Source organism: Nannocystis pusilla (assembly GCF_026626665.1).
Lineage (GTDB): Bacteria > Myxococcota_A > Polyangia > Nannocystales > Nannocystaceae > Nannocystis > Nannocystis pusilla.
Genome location: NZ_JAPNKE010000002.1, coordinates 9,196,151 through 9,219,960, shown reverse-complemented (window position 1 = coordinate 9,219,960; position 23,810 = coordinate 9,196,151). Strand labels below are relative to the sequence as shown.

Annotated in this window: 21 protein-coding genes; 14 read left to right on the top strand and 7 right to left on the bottom strand. The window is 71.3% G+C overall.

Translation table 11 applies throughout. The features are described from left to right. Positions 1–95: 95 nt before the first annotated feature. The 4 genes from OV079_RS40735 to OV079_RS40720 all read left to right on the top strand — a co-directional run bounded on the left by OV079_RS40735 (position 96) and on the right by OV079_RS40720 (position 5,197). The gene (locus tag OV079_RS40735) at positions 96–1,955 is read left to right on the top strand and encodes a M61 family metallopeptidase (protein ID WP_267775088.1); all 1,860 of its coding nucleotides are present in this window, start codon (positions 96–98) and stop codon (positions 1,953–1,955) included. Between the two features lie 68 nt (positions 1,956–2,023). Next, positions 2,024–3,124 carry a sigma 54-interacting transcriptional regulator gene (locus OV079_RS40730; protein ID WP_267775086.1) on the top strand — a complete coding sequence of 367 codons (1,101 nt, stop codon included), beginning with the start codon at positions 2,024–2,026 and terminating at the stop codon, positions 3,122–3,124. 305 nt (positions 3,125–3,429) lie between these two features. Further along, positions 3,430–4,590 (top strand): hypothetical protein, encoded by a 1,161-nt coding sequence (locus OV079_RS40725; RefSeq protein ID WP_267775085.1) that lies wholly within the window; start codon positions 3,430–3,432, stop codon positions 4,588–4,590. After that, positions 4,541–5,197, top strand: coding sequence for a GNAT family N-acetyltransferase (locus OV079_RS40720; RefSeq protein WP_267775084.1), 657 nt, complete (start codon positions 4,541–4,543; stop codon positions 5,195–5,197). Before OV079_RS40725 ends, OV079_RS40720 begins: the two co-directional genes overlap by 50 nt. Positions 5,198–5,320: 123 nt before the next feature. Here the strand turns inward: OV079_RS40720 and OV079_RS40715 are convergent, their stop codons facing one another. Next, the gene (locus OV079_RS40715; RefSeq protein WP_267775082.1) at positions 5,321–6,280 is read right to left on the bottom strand and encodes an alpha/beta fold hydrolase; all 960 of its coding nucleotides are present in this window, start codon (positions 6,278–6,280) and stop codon (positions 5,321–5,323) included. A 67-nt stretch (positions 6,281–6,347) separates the two neighbouring features. Here OV079_RS40715 and amrS point away from each other — a divergent pair, with 67 nt between their 5' ends. From amrS to OV079_RS40700, 3 genes are all read left to right on the top strand, one after another. After that, complete coding sequence (gene amrS / locus OV079_RS40710) at positions 6,348–7,403, top strand: AmmeMemoRadiSam system radical SAM enzyme (RefSeq protein ID WP_267741427.1); 1,056 nt, start codon at positions 6,348–6,350, stop codon at positions 7,401–7,403. A 20-nt stretch (positions 7,404–7,423) separates the two neighbouring features. After that, positions 7,424–8,260 carry an AmmeMemoRadiSam system protein B gene (gene amrB, locus OV079_RS40705; protein WP_267775081.1) on the top strand — a complete coding sequence of 279 codons (837 nt, stop codon included), beginning with the start codon at positions 7,424–7,426 and terminating at the stop codon, positions 8,258–8,260. Positions 8,261–8,743: 483 nt separating this feature from the next. Further along, entirely contained in the window at positions 8,744–9,940 is a 1,197-nt protein-coding gene (locus OV079_RS40700) for a hypothetical protein (RefSeq protein WP_267775080.1), read from the top strand. Positions 9,941–10,125: 185 nt separating this feature from the next. Here the strand turns inward: OV079_RS40700 and OV079_RS40695 are convergent, their stop codons facing one another. Next, entirely contained in the window at positions 10,126–10,494 is a 369-nt protein-coding gene (locus tag OV079_RS40695) for a hypothetical protein (protein ID WP_267775079.1), read from the bottom strand. Next, the gene (locus OV079_RS40690) at positions 10,491–10,826 is read right to left on the bottom strand and encodes a hypothetical protein (RefSeq protein ID WP_267775078.1); all 336 of its coding nucleotides are present in this window, start codon (positions 10,824–10,826) and stop codon (positions 10,491–10,493) included. The genes OV079_RS40695 and OV079_RS40690 overlap by 4 nt, the downstream gene beginning before the upstream one ends. A gap of 35 nt (positions 10,827–10,861) precedes the next feature. On the opposite strand from OV079_RS40690, the gene OV079_RS40685 reads away from it, so the two are divergent. Continuing rightward, the gene (locus OV079_RS40685) at positions 10,862–11,248 is read left to right on the top strand and encodes a hypothetical protein (protein ID WP_267775077.1); all 387 of its coding nucleotides are present in this window, start codon (positions 10,862–10,864) and stop codon (positions 11,246–11,248) included. An 85-nt stretch (positions 11,249–11,333) separates the two neighbouring features. Here the strand turns inward: OV079_RS40685 and OV079_RS40680 are convergent, their stop codons facing one another. After that, the gene (locus OV079_RS40680) at positions 11,334–11,627 is read right to left on the bottom strand and encodes an acylphosphatase (protein WP_267775076.1); all 294 of its coding nucleotides are present in this window, start codon (positions 11,625–11,627) and stop codon (positions 11,334–11,336) included. A 308-nt stretch (positions 11,628–11,935) separates the two neighbouring features. Here OV079_RS40680 and OV079_RS40675 point away from each other — a divergent pair, with 308 nt between their 5' ends. Further along, positions 11,936–12,349, top strand: coding sequence for a hypothetical protein (locus OV079_RS40675; protein WP_267775075.1), 414 nt, complete (start codon positions 11,936–11,938; stop codon positions 12,347–12,349). 177 nt (positions 12,350–12,526) lie between these two features. Here the strand turns inward: OV079_RS40675 and OV079_RS40670 are convergent, their stop codons facing one another. Next, positions 12,527–14,170 carry a DUF5777 family beta-barrel protein gene (locus OV079_RS40670; protein WP_267775074.1) on the bottom strand — a complete coding sequence of 548 codons (1,644 nt, stop codon included), beginning with the start codon at positions 14,168–14,170 and terminating at the stop codon, positions 12,527–12,529. Between the two features lie 89 nt (positions 14,171–14,259). Between OV079_RS40670 and OV079_RS40665 the strand changes: the two genes are divergently transcribed. The 3 genes from OV079_RS40665 to OV079_RS40655 are packed head-to-tail and all read left to right on the top strand — an operon-like array spanning position 14,260 to position 16,129. Then, a complete protein-coding gene (locus tag OV079_RS40665) occupies positions 14,260–14,958 on the top strand; it encodes a hypothetical protein (protein ID WP_267775073.1) in 699 nt (232 codons plus the stop codon). Beyond that, the gene (locus tag OV079_RS40660; protein ID WP_267775072.1) at positions 14,955–15,773 is read left to right on the top strand and encodes an arsenate reductase/protein-tyrosine-phosphatase family protein; all 819 of its coding nucleotides are present in this window, start codon (positions 14,955–14,957) and stop codon (positions 15,771–15,773) included. Before OV079_RS40665 ends, OV079_RS40660 begins: the two co-directional genes overlap by 4 nt. Continuing rightward, the gene (locus tag OV079_RS40655) at positions 15,773–16,129 is read left to right on the top strand and encodes a 2Fe-2S iron-sulfur cluster-binding protein (RefSeq protein ID WP_267775071.1); all 357 of its coding nucleotides are present in this window, start codon (positions 15,773–15,775) and stop codon (positions 16,127–16,129) included. Before OV079_RS40660 ends, OV079_RS40655 begins: the two co-directional genes overlap by 1 nt. 152 nt (positions 16,130–16,281) lie before the next feature. On the opposite strand, the gene topA is transcribed toward OV079_RS40655, so the two are convergent. Both topA and OV079_RS40640 read right to left on the bottom strand, forming a co-directional pair. After that, on the bottom strand, positions 16,282–19,239 hold the full coding sequence (gene topA, locus OV079_RS40645; protein ID WP_276604075.1) for a type I DNA topoisomerase: 2,958 nt from the start codon (positions 19,237–19,239) through the stop codon (positions 16,282–16,284). Between the two features lie 329 nt (positions 19,240–19,568). Then, positions 19,569–20,078 carry a hypothetical protein gene (locus tag OV079_RS40640; RefSeq protein WP_267775070.1) on the bottom strand — a complete coding sequence of 170 codons (510 nt, stop codon included), beginning with the start codon at positions 20,076–20,078 and terminating at the stop codon, positions 19,569–19,571. A 763-nt stretch (positions 20,079–20,841) separates the two neighbouring features. On the opposite strand from OV079_RS40640, the gene OV079_RS40635 reads away from it, so the two are divergent. Together OV079_RS40635 and OV079_RS40630 are read left to right on the top strand one after the other, a co-directional pair. Next, positions 20,842–22,827 (top strand): hypothetical protein, encoded by a 1,986-nt coding sequence (locus OV079_RS40635; protein WP_267775069.1) that lies wholly within the window; start codon positions 20,842–20,844, stop codon positions 22,825–22,827. A gap of 125 nt (positions 22,828–22,952) precedes the next feature. Further along, positions 22,953–23,747, top strand: coding sequence for a hypothetical protein (locus OV079_RS40630; RefSeq protein ID WP_267775065.1), 795 nt, complete (start codon positions 22,953–22,955; stop codon positions 23,745–23,747). Positions 23,748–23,810 lie beyond the last annotated feature (63 nt).

Here is a 23,810-nt window from a genome sequence, read left to right as displayed (position 1 = left end):
GGATAGCGGAACGCGCGCCCCGCCGGTCCCGGCCGCGTCGCGCTCGCGTGACATCGGAGCGCGCCGACCTCGCCTCGCCGGTACACTCGCCGCGCATGCGATTCTCGCCGCTCCTCCTCGCCCTCGCGCTCGGCGGCGCGTGTGCGACGGCCGTCGCCGCTCCGGCCCCTGCGCCCGCCGACTGGTCGGCGCGCGAGCGCAAGCAGCTGGTCCAGTACGAGGTGGCGCTGGCCGCCCCCGAGTCGCGCTGGCTCGAGGTCGTCATGACCGTCGAGCGCCCTCGCGGCCGCCGCAGCGACGTCGCCCTGCCGGCGTGGATCCCCGGCTCCTACCTGGTCCGCGACTTCGCCCGCAACCTCGACGGGATCGAGGTCACCGACCTCGCCGGGGTCTCGGTGCCGGTCGAGCGCCTGGACAAACAGACATGGCGCATCGGACATGGCGGAAAGAGCTTCCGCGCCCGCTACCGGGTGTGGGCCGACGAGCCGGGGGTGCGCACCAGCGTGGTCGACGACAGCCACGCGACCCTCAACGGCACCGGCCTGTTCCTCTACCTCGTCGGCGAGACGGCGCGCCCGGCCGAGCTGCGCTTCACGGGCCTGCCCGCGAACTGGACCGTGCACGCCGCCTTGCCGCAGCCGACCCCCGGCACCCTGCGCGCGTCCTCGTACGACGTCCTGGTCGACTCGCCGCTCGAGCTCGGCACCCCTGTCGTCCACGCATGGGACGAGGGCGGCACGCGCGTCGAGCTGGTGTTCTCGGCCCCGGGCGGCAGCAACGCCGACAGCGAGCGCCTGGCCCGCGAGCTGAGGCCCGTCGTCCACGCCTTCGCCGAGGCGATGGGCGGCCTGCCGACCGCGCGCTACGTGTTCCTGATGCTCGCCGACGAGAAGGGCGACGGCGGGCTCGAGCACGCCGACAGCACGCTCATGCGTGTCCCTCGGGACATGTTCCAAGATGAAGGCGGCTACCGCCGCGCGCTCCACCTCGCCAGCCACGAGTTCTTCCATTTGTGGAACGCCAAGCGCCTGCGCGACGCGGCCCTCGTGCCCTACGACTACGCGCGCGAGGATTACAGCCAGCTGCTGTGGTTCCACGAGGGCTTCACCGAGACCGTCGAGAACCAGATCCTCGTGCGCGCCGGGGCCACCAGCCCCGACGAGTTCCTGCGCGAGCTGGCGACCGCGTGGACCGCTTACTTGCAGAAGCCCGGGCGCAACCACGTGCCGCTGACGCAGGCCAGCGTCGAGGCGTGGGTCAAGCAGTACAAGCCGTCGCCGGGCCACTTCACCACCACCATCAGCTACTACGAGAAGGGCCACCTCGCCGGCGTGTGCCTCGACCTCGAGCTGCGGCTGCGCTCGCGCGGCAAGGGCTCGCTGCTCGGCGTGTTCCGCCGGCTGATGGCCAGCCACGGCGCGCGCGGCAAGGGCATCACCTTCGAAGACATCGTCGCCGCCGCGTCGGCCGAGGCCGGCAGCGACGTGCGCGACTTCTTCCGCCGCTACATCGAGGGCACCGACGAACTTCCGCTTCCCGCGCAGCTGGCGCGAATGGGCGTGGACGTCGAGATTCGCGCGCCGTCGGCAGGTGAGTCCTCTCCGCTGGCAGCTCGCCGCAAACAGGGTTGGACCGGAATCGTGTTCACCGACAACGCGATCCGCAGCGTCGCCCCTGGTTCGCCGGCAGAGCTCGCCGGGCTGCTGCCCGGAGACGAGGTCGTCGCGGTCGCGGCTCGCCGCACCCGCACCGGCGAAGAGGCCACCGAACGCCTGATGGACCACGCTCCCGGGCAGTCGGTCGAAGTCGCCCTCTTCCGCGGCGGTCGCCTGCTGCAACGCCGCCTCACCATCGCCGACGACCCGCGCAAGGCGTTCCGCTTCGCCGCCTCGCCGACACCAGAACCTGCGGTCCGCGAACTGCGAGACGCGTGGCTCGCCGGTCCGACGAAGTGACGCGCGCGCTCCCGCGAACGATCACCTAGACCCGCGCATGAGGTGCGCTTCATAATGTCCTAAAGGACATGTCCTCACGCGCGCCGGCCCTGCGGCCGCCGCCCGTCCGCGTCTACTATGATGGCATGGACAGCGCGCATCCCGAGGCTCACGGGGAGATAGGGCCCTTGTTCTCGCCGGGCGAGAAGCGCGACCCGACGCACCGCTTCCGCAGCACGCTCCGGTCCGACGACCTTATCGGCCGCTCGCCGCCGATGATCGAGCTGCTGCGCCAGCTCTCGCTGCTGGCCCCCCTCGACGTCTCGGTCCTGCTCACCGGCCCCTCGGGCACCGGCAAGACCCACGTCGCCCGCGTGATGCACGCCTCGAGCCCGCGGGCCGCCGCCGGCAACTTCGTCGAGCTCAGTTGCGCCAACCTGCCCGACAACCTCGTCGAGAGCGAGCTGTTCGGCGCGGCCCTGGGCGCCCACTCGACCGCGGTCAAGGCGGTCGAGGGCAAGGTGTTCGCCGCCCGCGGCGGCACCCTCCTGTTCGACGAGATCGCCGAGCTCTCGCTGCCGGCGCAGGCCAAGCTGCTGCAGCTGCTGCAGTCGCGCGAGTACTACCCGCTCGGCGCCAGCCGCCCGCGCGCCGCCGACGTGCGGGTGATCGCCGCCACCAACTGCGACCTCAAGGCCCGCGTCGCCCGCCGCGAGTTCCGCGAGGACCTGTACTACCGCCTCCACGTGGTCCCGATCCGCGTGCCCTCGCTGGCCGAGCGGCGCGACGACATCCCCGAGCTCGCCCAGCACTTCTGCGTCCGCGCCTGCGTGCGCCACCGCCTGCCGCCGCTGCGCCTGTCCCAATGGACGCTCGTCACCGCCCAGGCCGCGAGCTGGCCCGGCAACATCCGCGAGCTCGCCAACGCGGTCGAGGCCGCGGTCATCCGCGCCGCCGGCGAGGACGCGCGCGAGGTCGAGACGCGCCACTTGTTCCCTGACCGCGAGGACAGGTCCGAAAGTGCAGGCCCGCTCAACTACCGCGAGGCGCTGCGGCGCTTCCAGACCCAGCTGGTCCGCGGCACCCTCGAGGACAGCAACTGGAACGTCGCCGAGGCCGCGCGCCGGCTCGCGCTCACGCGCGCGCACATCTACAACTTGATGCAGACGCTGGACATCTCGCGCCCCTGACCGCGCGAACGGGCCGCGCGCCGTCGGCGATGGACGACCCTGTCCACGCGCCATGACATCCGTGAAACCCAAGGTCCGCCGCGGGCGCCCGCGCGCCCGGCCATGCCCCGCGCGTCCCCGCCGGTGCCCGCGACCCCGCTCGATCCTGCGGAGATCCAGCAGACCGGGCCGAGCCCGGCGTCCACTCCGGTTGACACCGTCGGACGCCCGCCGTCGCGCTTCGTGGACAACGAGGCCGCCCACAACCGCGGGCGCCTCGTTGCGCGCCTGGAATGTGATCTGCAACTCGGGCGGACCGAGCCGTCATGCATCACCGCGCGAACGCCCTGTCACCTGTCCCTTCAAACAGCTTGTTCATCCGCGAGCGAGACTTCGGCGGCGAGGCGGTCGCCCTCGACGCCGCGCCGTCGGCGGTGCGCGTCGAGCTGCTGGGCGGGGCGCGGACGATCGCGGTCACGGTGGTCCCGGCCGAGGTCGAGCTGGCGACCGCGTCGCTGACGGGGGCCTCGCGGGCCGCGGCGCTGCGCGACCTCGACGCGGCCCTCGGGGCGCCGGACACGGCGCTGCTCCTCTACGTGGCGCTGCAGCGGGCGCGGATCTGGCGACGCGCCGCGGTCGTCAGCGCGGAGCCGTCGCTGGCGCCCCTGCAGCTGCCTCCGCTGGCGCACGGCGGCCTGCGAGCGGCGCCGCTCGACGCGACGATGCACCGCCTGTTCCTCGCCTGCGACGAGGCCGGCCGCGCGCTGCTGGCCGGCCGCTTCGTCGCCGAGGCGGCCGCGTGCCTGTCCCGTCACGCCGAGGCGTTCGCCGGCAACGCCTGGTGCCGGGCCGTCCACGCCGGTCGCCTCGCCCGCGAGCAGTACGTCGCCGCCCTCGCCAACACCCACCAGTACGTCCGCTACACCCCGCGCCTGCTGGCCCGCGCGATCTCGGTGTGCGACGACGAGCCGCTGCGCGATCACTTCACCCGCCACTTCCGCGGCGAACAGAAGCACGACCGCCTCATCGAGGCCGACCTCCGCTACCTCGAGGCCGACGTCGAATTCGTGCTGCGCGCGATGGCCCCGTGGGGCCCGACGCTGACCTTCATGAGCGTGCAGGAGAGCATGGTCGCGTTCCACGGCGACCTCACCGGCTTCCTCGCCGCCCCGTTCGTCGCCGAGGGTCTGGCCGCCCGCGTCGGCCCGCTCGTGCTCGACGACCTCGCCGACAACGTCCGCCGCTGGGGCTACCGCGAGCCCGCGCGAGCGACCCGCTTCCTCGTCAGCCACGTACGCGAAGACGGCGGCGACGACGGCCACTGGAACGCCACCCTCGCCGTCCTCGCCCGCCTGCTGCGCGACGACACCACCCAGCAACGCTTCCTCGCCGTCCTTCATTTGGCCGCCGACGCCTTCACCGCCAGCTATGACGCCTATGCCGACTATCTCACCCTCTTCACCCCACCCCTCCTCGCTGACCCTTGAGGCCTTCTGCGCCGCCGAGCGCCCCGACCTCGCCGAGCTCTATTGTCTCGGCCAGGCCGACAGCTACCGCCGCCACCCCGGCAGCGTGGCCGCGCTCTGGACCGTCCACATCGCCGAGGCCTTCGTGGTCCTCGCGCGCGCCCACGACGGCGCCGCCGCCGGCGGCATGCGGGTCCACCTGCGCCGCTCCGGCAGCCCGCTGCCGGTCGAGCGGGCCCTCGCCGCGATATGTCCCATCGAACAGGCGGTCGCCCGCGCCCCCGGCCCGCTGGTCGAGCTGTGCGGCACCTGGGTCGCCCCCTCCTATCGCCGCACCGACCTCGCCGCCAACCTCACCGCCGCCACCCTCGCGGTCGCCCGCGCCCTCGGGGCCGCGCAGATCGTCGGCTGCGCCCACCAGCACGTCCTCGACCTCTACCGCCGCTTCGGCGCGGTCGTCGACGACACCCTGGGCGTCCACCCCTACCCCGACCCCCGCTACCAGACCTGCGTGTTCTGGGCCGACCCGTTCGCCTGCCCCGAAGCCCGGGCCGTCGAGACGTGGGCCGAGGCCCTCCGCGCCGGCCCCAGCGTCGAATTCGCCCCGCTGCCGGCCGCGGCGGCGTAAAGCGATGCCTGTCCCGAAGGACAGGCCTTCAAACCCGCACACGACACATGTCCCGTAAGACATGTGTCGACAATCTCCACGACATGGCTCATGGGACAGGCGCCTCTGTCCCGCAGGCGCCCGTCAGGAGTCGTGCTCGACCCTGCGAATAAAGGCCTCGAGGATCCCCGACACCTCCGTCGGCCGCTGGCGGTGCGCCCAGTGATTGGCGTCGAGGCGATGCACCTCGAGGTCGGCGGCCACCTCGTGGATGTCGTCATAAAGCTCCGGGCGCAGCGCCATGTCGTGGAGCGGCACGAGGAGGCAGGTCGGCACCTCGATGGGGCGCGGCGGCTGCAGCTTGCGGAACAGCGCCTGGCGGTACAGCGCCAGCGGCGTGAGGGCCGCCCGGCGCGCGCCCTCGGCGTCGAAGTCGCGCAGCAGCGGGTCGTCCTTGGCCACCCCGCCGCTGCGCAGCGCTTGAATCCACAGGCGCGGGAACTGGCGCGAGATCAGCTGCTCGGGCAGCCACGGCAGCTGGAAGAACACCATGTACCAGCTCTTGCGCAGCTGATCGAAGAAGAACCCGAGCTCGCGCGGGTTCTTGGCCGCGCGGCCGAGGCGGCGCATCATCAGGTTCGGGTGGGGCCCGGCCAGGATCGACAGCGAGCGCAGCCGCCGGGCGTAGCGCGGCTGCTCGGCGAACATCCACGCCAGCGCGGCGCCCCAGTCGTGGGCCACCAGGTGCACCTGTCCTTCGGGACCGGCGAGGTCGTCGATCACCGCCTCGATGTCGCCCAGGTAGTGCGCGAACGCGTAGCCGTCGCGGCTCGTCGGCGCCGTCGAGCGGCCCACCCCGCGCTGGTCGAACGCCGCCACCGGGTGCGACTGGCCCAGCGACGCCAGCTGCAGCGACCACGTGTCGAGCGTGTCGGGGTAGCCGTGGAGGAACAGCACCGGCGCCCGGCGCTCGCCGCGGTCCCACGGGCGGCTGCGGACGACATGGAGCGAGACATCGTCGTGCGCGACGAACACGTGCTCGAGGCGAGCGAGCTCGGCATGAAGGTCGGCGCGGGCTTGGTCGTCGTGGGGGCGTCCTGACATGGCGGCGCAAGCACACACCCCGGCGCGGACTTGCATGCCGCGCCGCCCGGGCCAAAGCTCGATTCTCATGACCCACCCGGCCCGCTACTGGCACCGCGAGGGCGAGCGCATCGTTTGCACCGCCTGCCCGCGCCTGTGCACGATGTCCGAGGGGCAGCACGGCTTCTGCTACGTGCGCAAGCACGAGGACGGGCGCCTGGTGTCGCTGGCCTACGGCAAGCCCAACGCCGTCGCCGTCGACCCGATCGAGAAGAAGCCGCTGTGGCACTTCCTCCCCGGCACCACGATCCTCAGCATGGGCACCGCCGGCTGCAACCTCGGCTGCCGCTTCTGTCAGAACTGGGACCTGTCGAAGGCCAAGTCGCACCACAAGCGCGCGCTCGAGCTGGCCCCCGAGGACGTGCCGGCGCTGGCCCGCCGCGAGGGCGCCGCCTCGGTCGCGTTCACGTACAACGACCCGACGATCTACCCCGAGTACGTCATCGACGCGGCGCGAGCCGCCCGCGCCGCCGGGGTCGCGGCCGTCGGCGTCACCGCCGGCTACATCTCCGACGCCGCACGCGCCGACATGTACCCCGAGCTCGACGCCCTCAACATCGACCTCAAGGGCTTCAGCGAGCGCTTCTATCACAAGCTGACTTTCTCGCACCTGCAACCGGTCCTCGAGACCATCGAGTGGTCGGTCAAGCGCGGCCTGTGGGTCGAGCTGACCACGCTGGTGATCCCCGGCCACAACGACGACCCCGAGGAGCTGCGCGCCCAGTTCCGCTGGATCGCCGAGCACGTCGGCCCCGACGTCCCGCTCCACCTCACCGCCTTCCACCCCGACTACAAGCTGCAGGACGTCGAACGCACCCCGCCCGAGACCCTGATCCGCGCCCGCGACGAGGCCCGCGGCTTCGGCCTGCGCTTCGTCTACACCGGCAACATCTGGGACCGCGTCGGCTCCGTCACCGCGTGCCCGGGCTGCGACCTCCCGCTGATCGAGCGCCGCTGGCACGCCGTCGCGGCCAACCGCGTCAAGGCTGACGGCACCTGCCCCGGCTGTGCTCGCCAGATCCCCGGCGTCTTCGACGCCCGCAGCCAGTCGACCTCCGGCGGCCGGCGCTATCATCTGCTGTGAATCGTGAACGGAGCCGCGCCATGTCCAACCTCGAGTCGCACCGCCCGCCCGCCGTCGCCGACCGCTTCTACCCCGGGGAGCCCGGCGCGCTCCGCCGCGAGCTCGAGCGCTGCCTCGACCGCGACGTCCGGCCGGTGCCGGCGCGCATGATCCTCGCCCCCCACGCCGGCTATGTCTACAGCGGCGCCCTGGCCGGAAAGACATGGTCGCAAGTACATGTCCCGGACCGCGTGATCCTGCTGTGCCCCAACCACACCGGGCGCGGCGCGCGGAGATCGATCTGGCCCGGCGGCGCGTGGGACACCCCCGCCGGCCCGGTGCCGATCGCCGCCGACCTCACCGACGCCCTGATCCGCCACGCCGGCCTCCAGCCCGACACGGCGGCGCACCTGCGCGAGCACGCGATCGAGGTCCACCTGCCGTTCCTGCGCGCCCGCAACCCGCAGGCCGAGATCGCCGCGGTCTGCCTCGGCGGCCTCGACTTCGCCGAGTGCCAGGTGGTGGGCGTCGGCGTGGCCGCGGCGATCCGCGAGCTCGAGGCCGGCAACCCCGACGCCGCCCCGCGGGTGCTGCTGGCCGCGAGCAGCGACATGTCCCACTACATCCGCGCCGACGAGGCCGCCGCGCTCGACCACCTCGCGCTCGACCGCCTGCTCGCGCTCGACCCCGCAGGCCTTCACGAGACCGTCCGGCGCCACCAGATCAGCATGTGCGGGATCTTGCCGGCCACGGTCGCGCTGGTCGCCGCGCTCGAGCTCGGCGCGCGCCGGGCCGAGCTCGTCGGCTACACCCACTCCGGCCAGGTCACCGGCGACACCGAGCGCGTGGTCGCCTACGCCGGCGCGGTCGTGCAGTAAGTCCTCCGACCGACGCTGACGCCCCTCTTGCAGTCGTTTCTCGGCCGTCACACCGAGCGCGCGGTGGGCCACGCCGGCGTCTTCGTGAAGTCGTTCTCCGACGCGATACCAAGCGCGCCGACAGTGACACCTCCTCGCAGTCGCCCCTCCGGCTTCGGATCGAGCGCGCGGTAGGTCCGCCGGCGGGAGTCGTTCGTCTCGCGGACGCTCGAGGTCGTCGCCTCACGTCTTCGACCAGGAGCGCCGAGCCCTCGCGCTGCTCACCGCCGCGTCGACTCGAGGAAGAGCGTCGTACCGCAACAGCGAACGCTATCGAGGCGCCATCTGGAGCCTCGGCGCGGCGCTTTGACGCGACTCCTGGAGTGTCGGCGCCGGCGTCGCGGCGCGTGCGAACGCCGTGACGCGCCGGCAACGACTTGCACGCGAGCACGCGCATGCGAGCCACGAAATAACGGCCCGGCGGCGGCTCGTTGACGCCGCGTCATGGCCCGCACCCGCGATCTCGTCGCCCTGTCCGCCATCCTCGTCGCCCCGCTCGCTGCGATCCTCGTCTCGCAAGCGCTCCCCTCGCTCGACGCTCCTGCGCCGGCGAGCTCGGAACCGCTCGCCGCGCTCGCACCGCCCGCGCCTGCCCCGACGCCCGCGCCTGCGACGGTCGAGCCGCCGACGCCCGTCGCTCCCGTGGTCGCCGCCGCGGAGCCCACCGCCGCTCCCGTGCCCCCGCCCGCCGGCGTGGGCCAGGCCATGCTCGTGCGCAAGGACGCCCTCGTCCTCCACACCCACGCCGACCTGCGCTGGGCCAGCGGTCGCCCCGTGATCAAGGCCGAGCCCAGCCATTTGCTCGCCACCCGATCTGCCCGTTGGGACAGCCTCCCCGAGCGCCTGCGCGGCCTGCAGGACGCGACCATGGTCGTGCACGCCGCCGACGGCAGCACCTGCGTCGCAAGCGTCGACGCGCCCCGGCTCCACCTCGAGCAGATCGGCGACGTCTTCCACTCGATGGATGACGACGGCCACGAGAGCTTCGAGCCGCCGGCCGACAAGGCTGTCCTTCGGGACATGGTCAAACAGCTATTCGCCGAGGAGGACGACCTGCTGCTGCTGGCCCGCCAGCGCGCCGCCGACGGCCGCCCCTGCGAGGGCCTGTGGGCCCGCCGCGCCGACCTCCCGCCCGCGACCGTGTTCGGGCGCCGGGGCGCGAGCGAGGCCGAGGCCGCCGCCCTGAAGGCCGAGGTCGCCGCAGTCGTGCGTGCCCAGCCCGAGTTCACCGCCCTGACGGGCGAGTACGCCGAGTACCTCGCGCCGATGGACGCCGAGCGCCGCGCCGACCTGCCGGCCTGGGACGAGTTCGTCGCCATCAACCTGAGAACCACCGCGTGGCACGAGATCGGCGGCTCGCGCCAGATCGTCAGCGTCGAGCTGCAGCTCGTCGATCGCATGGCCTGCAGCGACGACTTCGGCGGCAGCCTCGCCCTCCTGCTCGAGCGGCGCGACGGCCGACTCGTCCGCGTCGACCAGCCCGGCTGGCTCGGCCTCACCGCGCTCATGGACCTCGAGGGCGACGGCGTGCTCGAGGCCGTCACCGACGACGGTTTTGAAACCGTCCTCCGCACCCACGACCCGAACGGCGCCGAGCTCCGCGACGCCTACTCGGTGCCCTACGTCGGCTGTCCGTGCTAGGCGCCTCGCGCGAGCAGTGCCCGGCGCCTCGGCTCCCGAGCTGTGCGTCGCCCGGCCACTGCTCGCACCCTCGTCCTACCCCACGAGAGGTACGTTCGCACGCAGCGATCGGCAAGGTGAGCTCCGAGTGCTCCGGACCCGAGCGGGCCACCGCCGCCGCAGACGTCGTACAACGCCGCGCTACGTCACTCGGAGTCGAGCCTCAACAGCGTCCGTACGGCCCGTGCGTGGTGCTGCGCCTGCCCCAGATCTTGCGAGCCGACGTGCTCTCGCAGGTAGTAGTGCGACCGGACGCGCAGCGCCTTCAAGCTCCTGTAGCGCAGCGCGGCTCGCTGTACGGCGACCTCGCGCGAATCTCGAAGCGCGGCGAACAGCCGCTCATGATTGCTGTTACTCGCCGTCGTATCGACGGCGACGACCCGACCTGCAGCGTGATACGTCGCGTAGTAGAGCGCCGCGATCGCCAGTCGCCGCGCGGCTTCGGTGGCGGAGGTCGTCGAGGCCTCGCCGCACTGGCGCAACGCTTCGGACCAAAGCTCGTCGGGGGTGATCACGCGCCGATCTCCTCGAGCGGAACGGCGGGGCCGTAGACCATGAACACGACGTGCCTCACAGGGTCGGGGGCACCCGCCGCGACTGCCCGCTCGACCGCGTCCCAGACCTCGTCGTGCAGCCGGCTGAGCTCGGAGTACGAATGAGAATCGGTCCAGTACTGCAACACGAGTTCCCTTTGCCCGTCTTCGGGGCCCTCGAGCGAAGCATCAAGACGAACGATGCGAGGGCCCAGCGCCGATTCGACCGACGAGACGATGGCCCGCCAGCCCTCGCTGAGGCCGGCCTCGGAGAGGAACGGCAAGATGGCGTCGCAGAGCGTTTCGCCCACCATTCGACCTCCCCGAAGCGCACGCCGATCTGAAGCGCGTGTTCGGCACGGAGCTGCTCCTCTCGCTCCCCGAGCGCTCGACCGTCGAGGCTCTCCAGCGTTCGCTTCGCCTCCGCGGCCAGCCCTGCATCGGCGAGCCCGGCGACGACGTTGAGCGTGACCGCGGGCGGCACCGCCGGGAGGCTCCGCCACAGTTCGAGCGCCCGCCGAGCCTCGCGTCGGGCCTCGGCAGCGTTGCCCGCGAGCACCAGGGCATGGCCGTACGCCGTCGAGGCGATGAGGTTTCGTGGCTCGCGCTCCACCTCCTGCGCCAGCGTTCGCAAGATCTCCGCCAGCAGCGCACCGTCATCCCCATGGAGGGTCCGGAGGCGCTCGCCCAGCTCGACCGACTTGAGCGCAGGGAGGGTCATGTTCGCGCAACCTAGCTCGAGCACGCGAGGTCGTCCAGGCGACGCGCTGTGGGCGAAAGATCACCAACCCGACTTGGGAGCCCCGAACTCGCGCCGCGACTCAGCGCAGCACGATGAAGCTGAGCGGCATCTCGGAGTCGACTGGTTCCCAGTCGACGTCGACCGACGAGACGCGGGCGGAGGGCGGGCCTTTGCGGCACCAGTCGACCAGCGCCTCCACCCTCGCGCGGGTCCCCTGCGCGCGCAGCTCCACGCGGCCGTCGGGCAGGTTGCGGACCCAGCCGCGCAGGCCGAGGGCCTGGGCGCGGGCTTGCGCGCTGGCGCGGTAGTAGACGCCCTGGACGCGCCCGTCGACGCACACGAGCGCCTGGACCACTTCGAGCTCCTGTCCCATCGGCCCTGTCCTCGGTGTCCTGTGCCTTCGTCCATGTCCCGGGGACCATGTCCCCGGGACCATGTCCTCGATTGTCCATCGCTCCCGCGTCGATCCACGCCTTGACCAGGGCGACCTTCGCGTCGTCCATCAGGCCCATGACCGGGGGCATCAGCGTGCCCGCGCCGCCGGCCTCTTCGAAGCCGCCGGCCAGCTTGAGGTACAGGTAGCTGGCCGCCGAGTCGCTCGGCTCGACCAGGTTGAGGTCGGTCGTGGGCGACTTGACGCCGACCAGCGCCCCGTAGGAGTCGCCCATCGGCATCTCGAGCATGCCGTTGGCGGCGCTCGGCGCGGAGAAGTGGCACGAGCAGCTGGCGTCGATGATCGCCTGCACGTTGGCGAAGGTCGGCTCGGCGGGTTCGCCGGTGGTGTCGGTCCCGCCGGTGTCGGTGTCGGTGTCGCCGCCGGTGGAGGCCGGCCCGCCGCCCTCGAACTCGGCGCCGCCGATCCACGACAGGATCACCTGGTTGTTCGGGTTCAGGAAGTCGTTGTCGGCCGGCATGCGCGGCACCGTGCGGGTGAGGCCGAGGCTCGACAGCAGCGCGTCGGGCAGCATCACGATCGCCAGGTACGAGTTCGCGGTGTCGCCGAGCGTCACCAGCGGCACGCCGTTGATCTCGCCGGTGAGGATGCCGTCGAGCTCGTCGCCGGCGAGCACCGGCAGGGTCGCGCCGGGCGAGTGACAGCCGCCCTTGCCGCAGCTGGCCTCGAACGCCTCGCGCACGGCCGGGGGCACGCCGCCGCCGCCGCCGCCGCCGCTGCCCTCGGTCTCGATCGCCTCGAGCTGGTTGCAGCCCGCGAGCAACGTCGTCGTCGCCAGGGCGAGGGACACGGACTTGGATGTCTTCCGGGACATGTCGTTACAGGCTCCACTTGCGGCTGAGGTTGAAGCCGAAGAAGAAGTTGCCGCGGTCGCTGAACGGGTTCTTGCTCTGACCGCCGGGGGCGTACAGGTTGGTGTGGATCTCGCGGGTGTTGGTGATGAAGATCTGGAAGAAGTGCTTGCCGGTGTTGACCGAGCCGCCGATCGCCCACGAGCCGATGTTGCTGCCGTTCCGGTCGGCGTTGCCGCCGCGGTAGAAGAACACGTCGGCGGGGATCGGCAGGTGGTACTCGAGGTCGATGCCCCAGCGCTTCTTCTGGCCGAGCCACACCGTCGAGGCGATGCCGATGCCGAGCGTGCCGCGCTTGTCGCGGACCTTGACCGGCCCGTCGACGCCGTCGTCGGGCAGGTCGACCTGCACGTTGGCCGAGTGGTTGGTGCGCAGGTGGTAGCCGACCGTCAGCTGCGTGCTCCAGCGGTCGAACCACAGCCGGCTGAGCAGCAGCTGGAAGTTGCCGGCCCACGGGTTGGCGGTGTTGCTCGGGAAGTCGCGCAGGTACTCGACCGACGCGTAGCCGCCGAAGCTCAGCTTCTTGCCGTCCTCCTGGCGGATCGGGATGTACTTGGTGCCGAGCTCGTAGCCCTTGCGCGAGTTGGTGCGCCGGATCAGCACGTCCCAGCCGTTGAGGATGCCGTAGGCGAAGCCGTACGAGATGTTGGCGCCGGCGTCGAGGCCGAACGCGCCGCGCTCGGCGCCGACCTGACCGAAGCGGTGGTCGATGCGGAACTCGAAGGTGCGCCGCCCGAGCGTCGTCGTGGTCGGCAGGTTGATCTGGAACGTGCCGTGGAACGGCGGCTTGCCGCGCTCCTTCTCCGCCGGCTTGTCGCCGCCGCCGGCGTCGCTCGGGGCCTCGCTCGGACCCTCGCTCGGCTCGGCCGCCGCGCCGTCGCTCGGCGCCGGCGTCTCGACCGCCGCGCCGCCCGACGACTCGCCGAGCGCGACGATCCACGAGCGCACGAGCTCCATCTCCTTGGCGTTCAGCGGGTCGTCGCCCATCGGCATGACGTCGCCCTTGATGCCCTTGTGGCCGGGCACCAGCTTGGCGACGAGGTAGCTGCCCTCGGGGTCGCCGGGCACGACGAAGCGCTTGCCCGACTCCTTCGACTTGTCGCGCGACAGGTGCGCCAGGTCGCCGACGAGCACGACCTCGCTGCCGCCCGCCTCGTGACAGGCGCTGCACTTGTCGTCGAACAGCTTGCGGACCTTGACCTCGAGGTCGGCCGCCTTCTTGTTGCCGGCCGCGCCGCCGCTGCTGGCCGAAGGGCCAGGTGCCGGCGCGGCCGCGGGCGCCGGCGCGGTCGTCGGCTTGAGGCCGGCGATCCACTCCTTGAGCACCTTCTTCTGGGCCGCGGGCAGCGAGTCACCCGGCGGCATCGCCTCGCCGGCGATGCCCTTGGTGCCCATGACCTTGGCGTAGAGGTAGCTGGCGTCGGGGTCGCCGGCGACGACCATCGGTTTGCCGGTCGCCTTCGACTTCACCGAGGTCAGCCGTGAAGGTGACCCCGCGAGCGAGACCTCGTCGGCGCCATCATCGTGACAGGCGGTGCAGCTGTCTTCGAAGATCGCCTTGACCTTCGCCTCGAGGTCAGGGGCCGGCGCGAGGGCCGAAACGACAGCCATAACGAGTGGTGCTGCAGGCGCGAGCATGTGCGTCAACCGTGAGTGTTACCACAATGCGCGGCGCAGGACTCTCCGATAATATCCGCGCCATGCGCCCAGCTTTCTCCCGGCTCGTCCTCGCGTCGCTGACGCTCCTCGCGTGCAACACGAACCCGGAGTCGGCGACGAAAGACGCCCCCGTCGTCGCCGGCAAGACCGACGCCCCGGAGACCAAGGGCGCGCCGCCGGCCGACGCCAAGGTCGCCCCGCCGCCCCCGTCGACCGAGACGAAGACGGCTGGTGACCCCGCGACACCTCCGCCCGGCGACGCCAAGGTCCCCGAGGACGCCAAGACCGACGCCGCCGCGACCGCTGGCGAGGCCGCTCCGCCGGCGCCCGCGGCCGATCCCGCCGCTGCCGCCGAGGCCAACAAGAAGCTGCTCGACGAGGCAAAGGCGAAGAAGACGTCCGATACGCGCGCCAAGAAGGCGCTCGAGGAGGCCGAGAAGGGCGGCGCCACCGTGCGCGAGCTCGCCGAGTCCGCCAACGCCCGCGGCGAAGCGCTGTTCGACGAGCCCGAGCGCGCCGCCGCGTTCTTCACGTGGGCCAAGGACAAGGACACCACGTACCCGAACCCGGTGTTCAACCTCGCCAAGCAGAGCGCCAACGCCGGCGAGGTCCCGCAGACCGTCGAGCTGCTCAAGGAAGTGTCGAAGCGCGGCGGCAAGACGCTGCTCAAGCAAGTCGGCTTCGACCCGACCTTCGAGATCGTCAAGGACGACGCCGAGGTGCAGAAGCTGATCAAATGAGCGCGCGTCCGGTCGGCGTCCTGTTCGTCTGCTACGCCAACATCGTCCGCTCGCCCCTGGCCGCCGCAGTGTTCACGCGGCTCGCGGACGAGCGCGGCGTCGCGGGCCGCTTCCGCATCGACAGCGCGGGCGTGGCCGCCGACGCCGGCAACCCCGCCCACGCCGGCAGCGTCCGCGTCGCCGCCGACCACGGCCTCGCGCTGACCCACTCGAGCCGCCTGCTGCGCCGCGACGACCTGTTCGAATTCGACGAGGTCCTGCTGCTCGACCGCCTGGTCGCGTCCGAGCTGCGCCGCCTCACCGCCGGCTCCGCGTTCGGCCCGATCGCCGGCACGGACCGACAGGCGCGCATCCGCCTGCTCGCGTCGCTCGCCGACCCCAGCGCCCGCGGCGCCGACCTCGACGTGCCCGACCCCGTGCGCGGCGGCCCCGAGGGTTTCTCTCGGCGTACCGGCAGATCGCCCGCGCCTGCGCGGCGCTGCTCGACGACCTGTCCGTCAAGACATAACTTCGTGGCCTGCTTTGAAAGGCATGGCCGCTCGGACATGGTGCTTCGGGCATGTGCAATCACGCATGTTCGATCGGACACGCGACGGCAGAGCCCCCTACCGCGGCAAGGCGCGAACTCGCCGTCACGCTGCCCTTCGCGCCGCCCTCGTTCGCGAGACACGAGGATCGGCTGGTCGAGAAGCTGGGACTTGGGAGGCTCTTGCGCCGGCGGGCCTCTGTCTCGTGGTACGTTTACATTCATGACAATGGGGCGGCGGCCAGGGCGTCGACGCGCCGTGGCAGAGCACGAATCGAGGAGGCACTGATGGCGAAAGTCCGATTACTGGCCCATGGCCGAACTTGGGAGACCGAGGTCCCTGTCGGCTCGACACTGCTCGCGGCGTCGAAAAGAGTGGGCGCACCCGAGGGCGACATGTGCGGCGGCGTCTGCGCCTGCTCCGCGTGTCACGTCTACGTCACGAAGGGCCGAGAGCTGCTCACCCAGGCCGAGTTGGACGAGGAGGACATGCTCGACAAGGCGTTCGACGTCCGCGCCTCGAGCCGGCTCGGCTGTCAGGCGAAGATCCTGAAGGACGGCGATATCGAAGCGGAGATCTCCCGCGAGAGCCTCGACTCGTTCTACAAGGAGCACCCGAGCGTGCAGGACCCACGCAAGGCGTGATCCCGACCTCGGCGACAGACCGCGCTCTTGCAGCACCTCGCTGCTTCGCTACGCGGGGCGCCTCGCCAAGCCGCCTCGCGCGGTGATGGGTCCGGGCAGGAGCCGCGGGCGCCTCGCGGCGCCCGCTCTTCACGTCTGGGCGACCGCGTCGCTCAGTTGCGCAGCGCCGGCGTCTTCTCGGGCGCGGCCGCGGGCGCCGCGACCACGGTCGCGGGCTTGTTCTCGCCGTCGCTCTTGGCGGCGAGCGCGTCCGGGTGGATCTCGAGCTCGGCGAGCCCGCCCGGGATCAGCAGCTTCGCCACCGGCGTGCCCTCGGCGATCACGCGGCCGTCGCGGCGCTTGAGCACCACGGGCGGGTGGGCCTTCTCGTGGGCGGTCAGCTGCTTGCTGAGCGCCGCCTGCTTCTCCTCGTCGAGGGCCGTCCAGGCCAGGCGGCCGCGGCACTTGGGGAACTTCGAGCAGCCGAGCCACGGGCCGCGCTTGCCCATGCGCAGGTTGAGCGGCGCGCCGCACTTCGGGCACGGCACGTCGACCTCGAGCGCCGGAGGCGTCGGCAGCTTGACGCCCTCTTTCTTGTCGAGGTTGATGACGAACTTCGTGTGCGGGAAGTTGACCGACGCGAGGAACGGGCCGAAGCGGCTGTTGCGGAGCTCCATGTCGGAGCCGTCGTCGGGGCAGACCATGTCGACGCGCTCCGGCAGCAGCGGCCGGCCGTCGCGGGTGATCGGCGCCGCGTAGTCGCACTCGGGGTAGGTCGTGCAGGACAGGAAGCGGCCGTTCTTGCCGAACCGGTAGCAGGTCGGCGACCCGCACTTCGGGCACTTGTAGATCGCCGGCTGCGCCTCGGCCTTGGCGTGCGTCATCGTGTCGCTGGCGATGTCGAGCGAGCGGCGGAAGCCGCCGTAGAAGCGCTCGAGCATCTTCTGCCAGTCGGCGCCCTTGTCCTCGATCTCGTCGAGCTGGGCCTCCATCGCCCGCGTGTAGCCGACGTCCATCAGGTCCTTGAACGCCTCGACCAGCTTGTCGGTCACGACCTCGCCGAGGTCGGTGGCGTAGAAGCGGCGGTCGAGCTGCTCGACGTACTTGCGCTCCTGGATGACCGAGATGATCGACGCGTAGGTCGACGGCCGGCCGATGCCCTCGGCCTCGAGCGTCTTGACCAGCGACGCCTCGGTGTAGCGCGGCGGCGGGCTCTGGAACTTCTGCTGCGGCTCGATCGAGAACGTCCCGAACGCCTGGCCCTCGCCGAGCGTCGGCAGCGTCTGCTCGTCGGTCGCCTGGACCCCGAGCACCTTGAGGAAGCCGTCGAACACCAGCGTGCGGCCGGTGGCGCGGACCACCGCGCCGGTCGGCTTGTCGGCGCGCTCGAACATCACCGCGGTCGCGTCCCACTGCGCCGGCGTCATCTGGCAGGCCACCGTGCGCGACCAGATCAGCGAGTACAGCTTGAACTGCTCGTCGGTCAGCGCCTCGCGCAGGTCCTCCGGGCGGCGGCTGATGTCGGTCGGCCGGATCGCCTCGTGGGCCTCCTGCGCGTCCTTGTTCGACGACGTGTAGATGTTGGGCTTCTCGGGCAGGTAGGGCTCGCCGAAGCGCGACTCGATGAAGCCGCGGATCTGCGTCAGCGCCTCGGCCGACAGCGCGGTCGCGTCGGTGCGCATGTACGTGATGAGACCGACCTGGCCCTCGCCCGGGATGGCGATGCCCTCGTACAGCTGCTGCGCCGCCCGCATCGTGCGCTGGGTCGTGAAGCCGAGCTGGTTGGCGGCGGCGATCTGCAGCGACGAGGTGATGAACGGCGCCAGCGGGCGCGAGTTGGTCCGCTTGGTCTCGACCGACTTGACGCGGTAGCGCGCCGCCGGGTCGAGCGCGCCGGTGATCGTGCGCAGCGTCTTCTGCGGGCCCTTGCCCTCCGGGTTGTCGCGCGCGGTCGCCTTGACGTCGACCAGGCCGACGGCCTCGACCACGCGGGACACGTCGGCGGACAGGTCGCGCGGCGCGGTCGAGGCGGCCGTCAGCGAGAACTTCTCGCCGCCGAGCTCGACCAGCTCCGACTCGATCGCCGCGTGCTGCGACATCCAGGTGTTCTGCGCCTTGAGGGTCGGGCCCTTGCCCTTCTCGTCGACGGTGGCGAGGAACGTGGTCCACGCCGACGCCAGCGGCGCAGCCTGGCTCGGGTCGACGCACAGACGGACGGTGACCTCCCAGCGCTCGTCGGGGACGAAGGCCGCGATCTCGCGCTCGCGCTCGACGATCAGCTTGACCGCGACCGACTGCACGCGCCCGGCCGACAGCCCGCGCGCCACCTTCTTCCACAGCAGCGGCGACGCCTGGTAGCCGACGATGCGGTCGAGGATGCGGCGCGCCTGCTGGGCGTTGACCTTGTTGACGTCGATCGGCCGCGGGTTGGCGAACGCGCGGTGCACGGCCTGCTGCGTGATCGCGTTGAACACCACCCGGCGGGCGGCCTGCGGCGGGATGCGCAGCTCCTCCGCGAGGTGCCAGGCGATCGCCTCTCCCTCGCGGTCCAAGTCTGTTGCGAACCACACCTGCGAGGCGTTCTTGGCCAGCCGCTTGAGGTCGGCGACCGTCTTGCTCTTATTGGTCAGGACCACGTAGGTCGGGCGGAAGCCGTGCTCGAGATCGACCCCGGGCACCGGCTGCTTGGCGCCCTTCTCCGACTTGGTCGGCAGGTCGCGGATGTGGCCGACCGACGCCTGCACCACGAAGTTCGAGCCGAGGTACTTGTTGATCGTCTTGGCCTTCGCGGGGCTCTCGACGATCACCAGCTGCTTCCCGCGCGCCGACGCGCCCTCGGCCTCGTCGCCCTCCTCGGGCGCGGCCTCCGGCGCTTCCTTGGGCTCCTTGGGCGCCTTCGTCGCCTTGGGCGCCTTCGTCGCCTTGGGCGCCTTGGCCGCCTTGGGCGTCGCGGCCTTGGCCGCCTTCTTCGCCGGCGCGGCCTTCTTGGCGGCGCCCTCGGCGGCTTTCGGTTTGGCTTTCGGCTTCGCCGGCGTGGCCGCCTCGGTCGCCTTCGCCTTCACCTTGGCGACCTTGCGGGTCTTGGTGGGGGCGTCGGTCTTGGTGCCGTCTGCAGAAGAAGCTCGCGCCATGGGGGTCACGTGTGAGACGAGATACAGGAAGGAGGGGCAATAAAAAAGCCCCGGACCTGGCGCCGCCAGGTCCACCGGAGCCTACCTCTTTAATAGAAGCCTCACGGCGGCGCCAGCGAGACGCGAACGCCGACGCACGAGGGCGACCGGCGCGGACTGGCGGTCCGAGCGCGAGTTCAGGTCCGGGTCCGGAGCATTGGGCCCCTGGAGTGGCGGTGCAAGATCTCGGCGCGCGGATCTGATCGTGCGATCTCGTCGCGCCGGCCGCCTTGCTCGACGCCTCCGGCGATCTTACGCGCGGGCGCGCGACGCGACCGCGGCGCTGGTGCTCACACGCCCGGCGCGCCGCCGGTGCAGCGCGGCACGTAGTCGGGGTTCTTCATCTCGCACACGTCCTCGACGCACGGGCAGCCGAGCAGGTAGCAGAAGCCGCGCGAGCTGGCGACGCCGAGCTGCTCGATGCAGTCGCGCAGGCTCTTCTGGTCGCCCTGGGCGAAGACCGTGCAGCCCGCGGCGACCGGGTCCTGATTGGTCGCGTGCTGCCCGCCCCAGCCGGAGCGCATGGCGAGGATGTCGGAGCCGTTGGCCCCGCGCCACTTGCCGTCGACCATGATGCAGTCGCGGGCCGGGTCGAGCTCCTGCGTCTGGCAGCACTGCGAGCCCATGCAGATCTCGTTGATCGTGGCCGTGTCCCAATGCGGGTTGCACGGCACGGGGCAGCCGTTGATGAGCGGGCTGTCGAAGTCACCCGTCTTCACGCACATGCCCTGGGTGCTGAGCGCGTTGTTGTTGTCGGAGAACAGCGGGGCGCCGTACCGCTCGTTGCTGACGCCGTCCATGTAGTATTGGGATCTTGCCGCCGACGGTCGCCGGGTCGTCCGAGCAGCACGTCTCCTCGCCTGGGCAGCCGTTGTCGCCTTGCGCGGTCGCCTGCGCCGGGTTGCAGCGGAACGACGGGATATCGAGCTCCGGCTCGAAGCACGCGACCGAGGTCACGGCGCCCACGCTAAACAGGACGGCGTAGGTCAGGGCAGTCTTGAGGAGGTTCAACGCGGTCTCCTTGCGGCAGCGTCAACGTGGCACATCCGGCCACAGCTTGTAAAGCATCCGTCGCGCCCGCCCGCCTGCGCCACCTCGCACACGGCACGCCCCTCGCACACGGCACGCCCCTCGCACACGCCGCCCTGCAGCCGTCGCGCCGTACGCGTCGCCACGCACCCGCCGCCGCGCGCCGCGATGGATGGCGTGGACGGCGTGGCGCGTACCGTCCGTGTGTCCACGTTTTCACCACGCACCGCGCTGCGACGCACGCGTGACGCTGACTTCGCGCGCGTGGCCCAGGAGACGCTCTCGCCGGGTTCTGGCCAGGCTTTTGGCAGTTTCCTTGCAGCCGGCTATCCTCGGTCCACCATGCCAGTATCGCTGGGTCGCGGGGCCTCGCCCCGGCTCGTGCGCGCGCGACCGCTTGCGGTCCGCTGGAGCGCGTTTTTCGCCCTCTGTCTCGCCTGCTCGAGCACCCCGCCTGCGGATCTCCCCTCCGCGCCTGCGCCCCAGGTCCCCACCGGAGCCGCCGCCGGGGCCGCGCCGCAGCCGAGCGAACCCGTGGCGCCGCCCGCAGCCCTCGTGTTCCCCAAGACCAGCCAGCGCGAGCAGTCCGCGGGCCATGCGTGGGTGTTCGACGGCCCGGGCGCCGAGCCCAAGCGGCAGGAGATCGCCGCGGTCGAGGCCGCCGGCTACACGGTGATCGACCTCAGCAACAGCTGGGTGCCGTACATCTTCAGCGAGAAGACGGTCGCCGTCGACGACGCGCAGCCCAACGACTACCGCAAGCGCTACATCGACCTCGCCAACAACCGCGTCGACGCCGACGGCGAGGCGCTCGACAAGCACGAGCGCAACTTCCTCGAGCTGTACGGCATCCCGCCGACGCTGCAGGTCGTCGCCGGCGAGTGGCGCACCGTCGACAGCGAGATCGGGCCGTGTCTGCAGGCCGCCGGGTTCGACCCCGAGGTCCTGCGCGCGTGGACCGGCGGCGGCATCGCCTACGCCGACAAGAAGACGGGCGACGTCCGCAAGCTCGCGCGGCTCAAGGCCTCGCTCGAGAAGGACCTGAAGAAGGCCAAGCTCGACCCCGCCGACCTCGAGCAGGCCAAGGGTCACCCGAAGCTCGGCCGCGCCTACGACAACTGGCGCGCGCTGCAGAGCAAGGTCGACGTCATCGACCACGCCCAGCGCCGGCTCCGCTGCGAGAAGATGTTCCAGTCGGCCGAGGGCGAGGGCACCTACACCAAGGGCGAGTTCGACTCGGCGACCACCCACGCGCTGGCGCAGTTCGAGAAGAAGCACGCGATCATGGGCTGGGGCCACTTCACGCGCGAGAACCTCGAGGCCCTCGCGCGCACGCAGGACGAGAGCGCCCACCGCCGGCTGCTGCGGGTCGTCGAGGAGCGCGTCGTCTCGGGCGCGGCGATCCTCGAGGACGGCAGCGCCGCGCGCTGGAAGCCGAAGTTCCGCTGGAAGGACCGCCGCGGCGAGGAGCAGCCGCTGCGCGACGTCGTGCGCGAGTCGGTCGACGCCGCCGTCGCCGCCCTCGACCTCGGCACGCCCGAGAGCGCCCGACGCCAGCTCGACAAGCTCAGCGAGCTCGGCGCCGGCAACTTCGAGGACCTGCTGGTCGCGGTCAAGCTGCCGCCGCGGCCCGACTACTACCTCGAGGACATGACCTACGAGGTCGTCATCGACCGCGGCGACGTCTGGTACGACTTCCCGTTCGACAGCACCGGCAAGCGCCTGTCGCAGCCGCGCGAGCGCTACCCGCACATCACCGTCTACACCGTCTACGAGGGCCAGAAGATCCCGCTGATCCACTGGCGCACCACGATCGGCTCGTGGCGCAGCGAGCTGTACAACGGCGGCGAGTACTACAAGTACAAGGACTCCGACGTAGGTCCGCGCGTGTGGAAGGAGATCGTGGCGGCGCCGGTGTGGATCCCGCCGGCCACCACGCCGCCGCGCGAGCTGGTGCGCCGCAAGTGGAAGGACGGCCGGGTCCGCACGGTCGTCAACAACGCCGAGTTCGGGCCCAGCTACACCTCGGCCTACGGCCTGGTCGCGGCCTACCATATCAAAGAGATCAAGAACCCCGACGGCACCCTCAAGGCCGACTTCGACAACTCGATCCGGACCCACGGCAGCGTCGACTACATGTCGATCCTCCGCCGCTACTCGCACGGCTGTCACCGCCTCTACAACATGTCCGCGGTGCGGCTGTTCTCGTTCATCCTCGGCCACCGGCAGTTCGTCCGCGAGGGCCAGATCAAGCTCGGGTTCTCCCGCGAATTCGTCCACGAGGACCAGACCTTCAAGATCTCCCTCAAGACCCGCGGCTATCGCTACAAGCTCGCGCAGCCGATCGCCGTCGACGTCACCGAGGGTCGGATCAAGGGCACGCGGCAGAAGCCTATCGAGGGCTACATCCCCAAGCCGAGCGACACCCCTGCCCCCGCTGACGGCCCGGCCGCCGAGGCCGCGCCAGGACCTGCCGAGGCCGCTGCGCCTGCCGAGAACAACGTACAGACTCCCAGTTGATGTGGGTTAGCGCACCCACCCCCGATGTCCTCGCCGCTGCCCTCGCGTGCTGCATGCTTCGCGCGGCGCGCCGGTCCACTGTTCGCGCTTGCTGAGGCGCCGGCCCGGGAGCAAGATTCCGCGCCGTGCAGCGCAACCTCTCGACCGGCTTCGAAGACAGCTACCGTCGTCACCTCGTCGTCGAGCAACGCAAGGCCGTGCTCGAGACCATCGCCCGCGAACTGAGCCCGACGACGACGCTCGGTGACATCGTCGACGCCGCGCAAGAGCTCGGTTGGGGCGACGCGATGGGTGAGCTGTCGCTCGGCGAGTTCGCCGAAGCCCTGCTCGGCGGCGAGGTCGCAGCGCCGGCTGTGCCGCCTGCGGTCGCCGACGCCGGCGAGCCCGAGGAAGAAGAAGAGGAAGAGGTCGAGGCGTTCGCCGAGGAGCCCGAGGACGAGGACGAAGAAGAGGAAGAGGTCGAGGACGACGACGACCTCAGCGAGACCGAGGAGGACGTCGCGCCGCCGCCCCCGCCCAAGGCCGCCAAGAAGACCAAAGCCGCCGCGAAGAAGGCCACCAAGGCCGCCAAGGGCAAGGGCGGCCGCGCCGCCCCGACCCAGACCGCGCTGCCCAACATCCCGCCCGCGCCGGCCAAGAAGGGCGCCGCGGGCGGCAAGAAGCTGAGCAAGAAGGCCGCCAAGAAGGCCGCGATGTACGTCCCGGCGATGCAGGACGACAGCGACGCGATGAACCTCGACCAGGCCGCCAAGCTGCTGGTCCCGATCGTCCGCAAGCTCAAGGAGGCGACCATGCAGGACCTCGAGGAGCAGACCGGCATGGGCCGCCGCAAGCTGCGCTTCCACATCGGCCAGCTGGTCAAGCACGGCCGCCTCAAGCGCCACGGCATGGGCCGCGGCACCTGCTACACCGTCAAGTGACCTGTCCCTCGGGGCAGCCGATCGCAGGCTGCCCCGAAAGACAGCCTGCCCCAAAGGACAGAA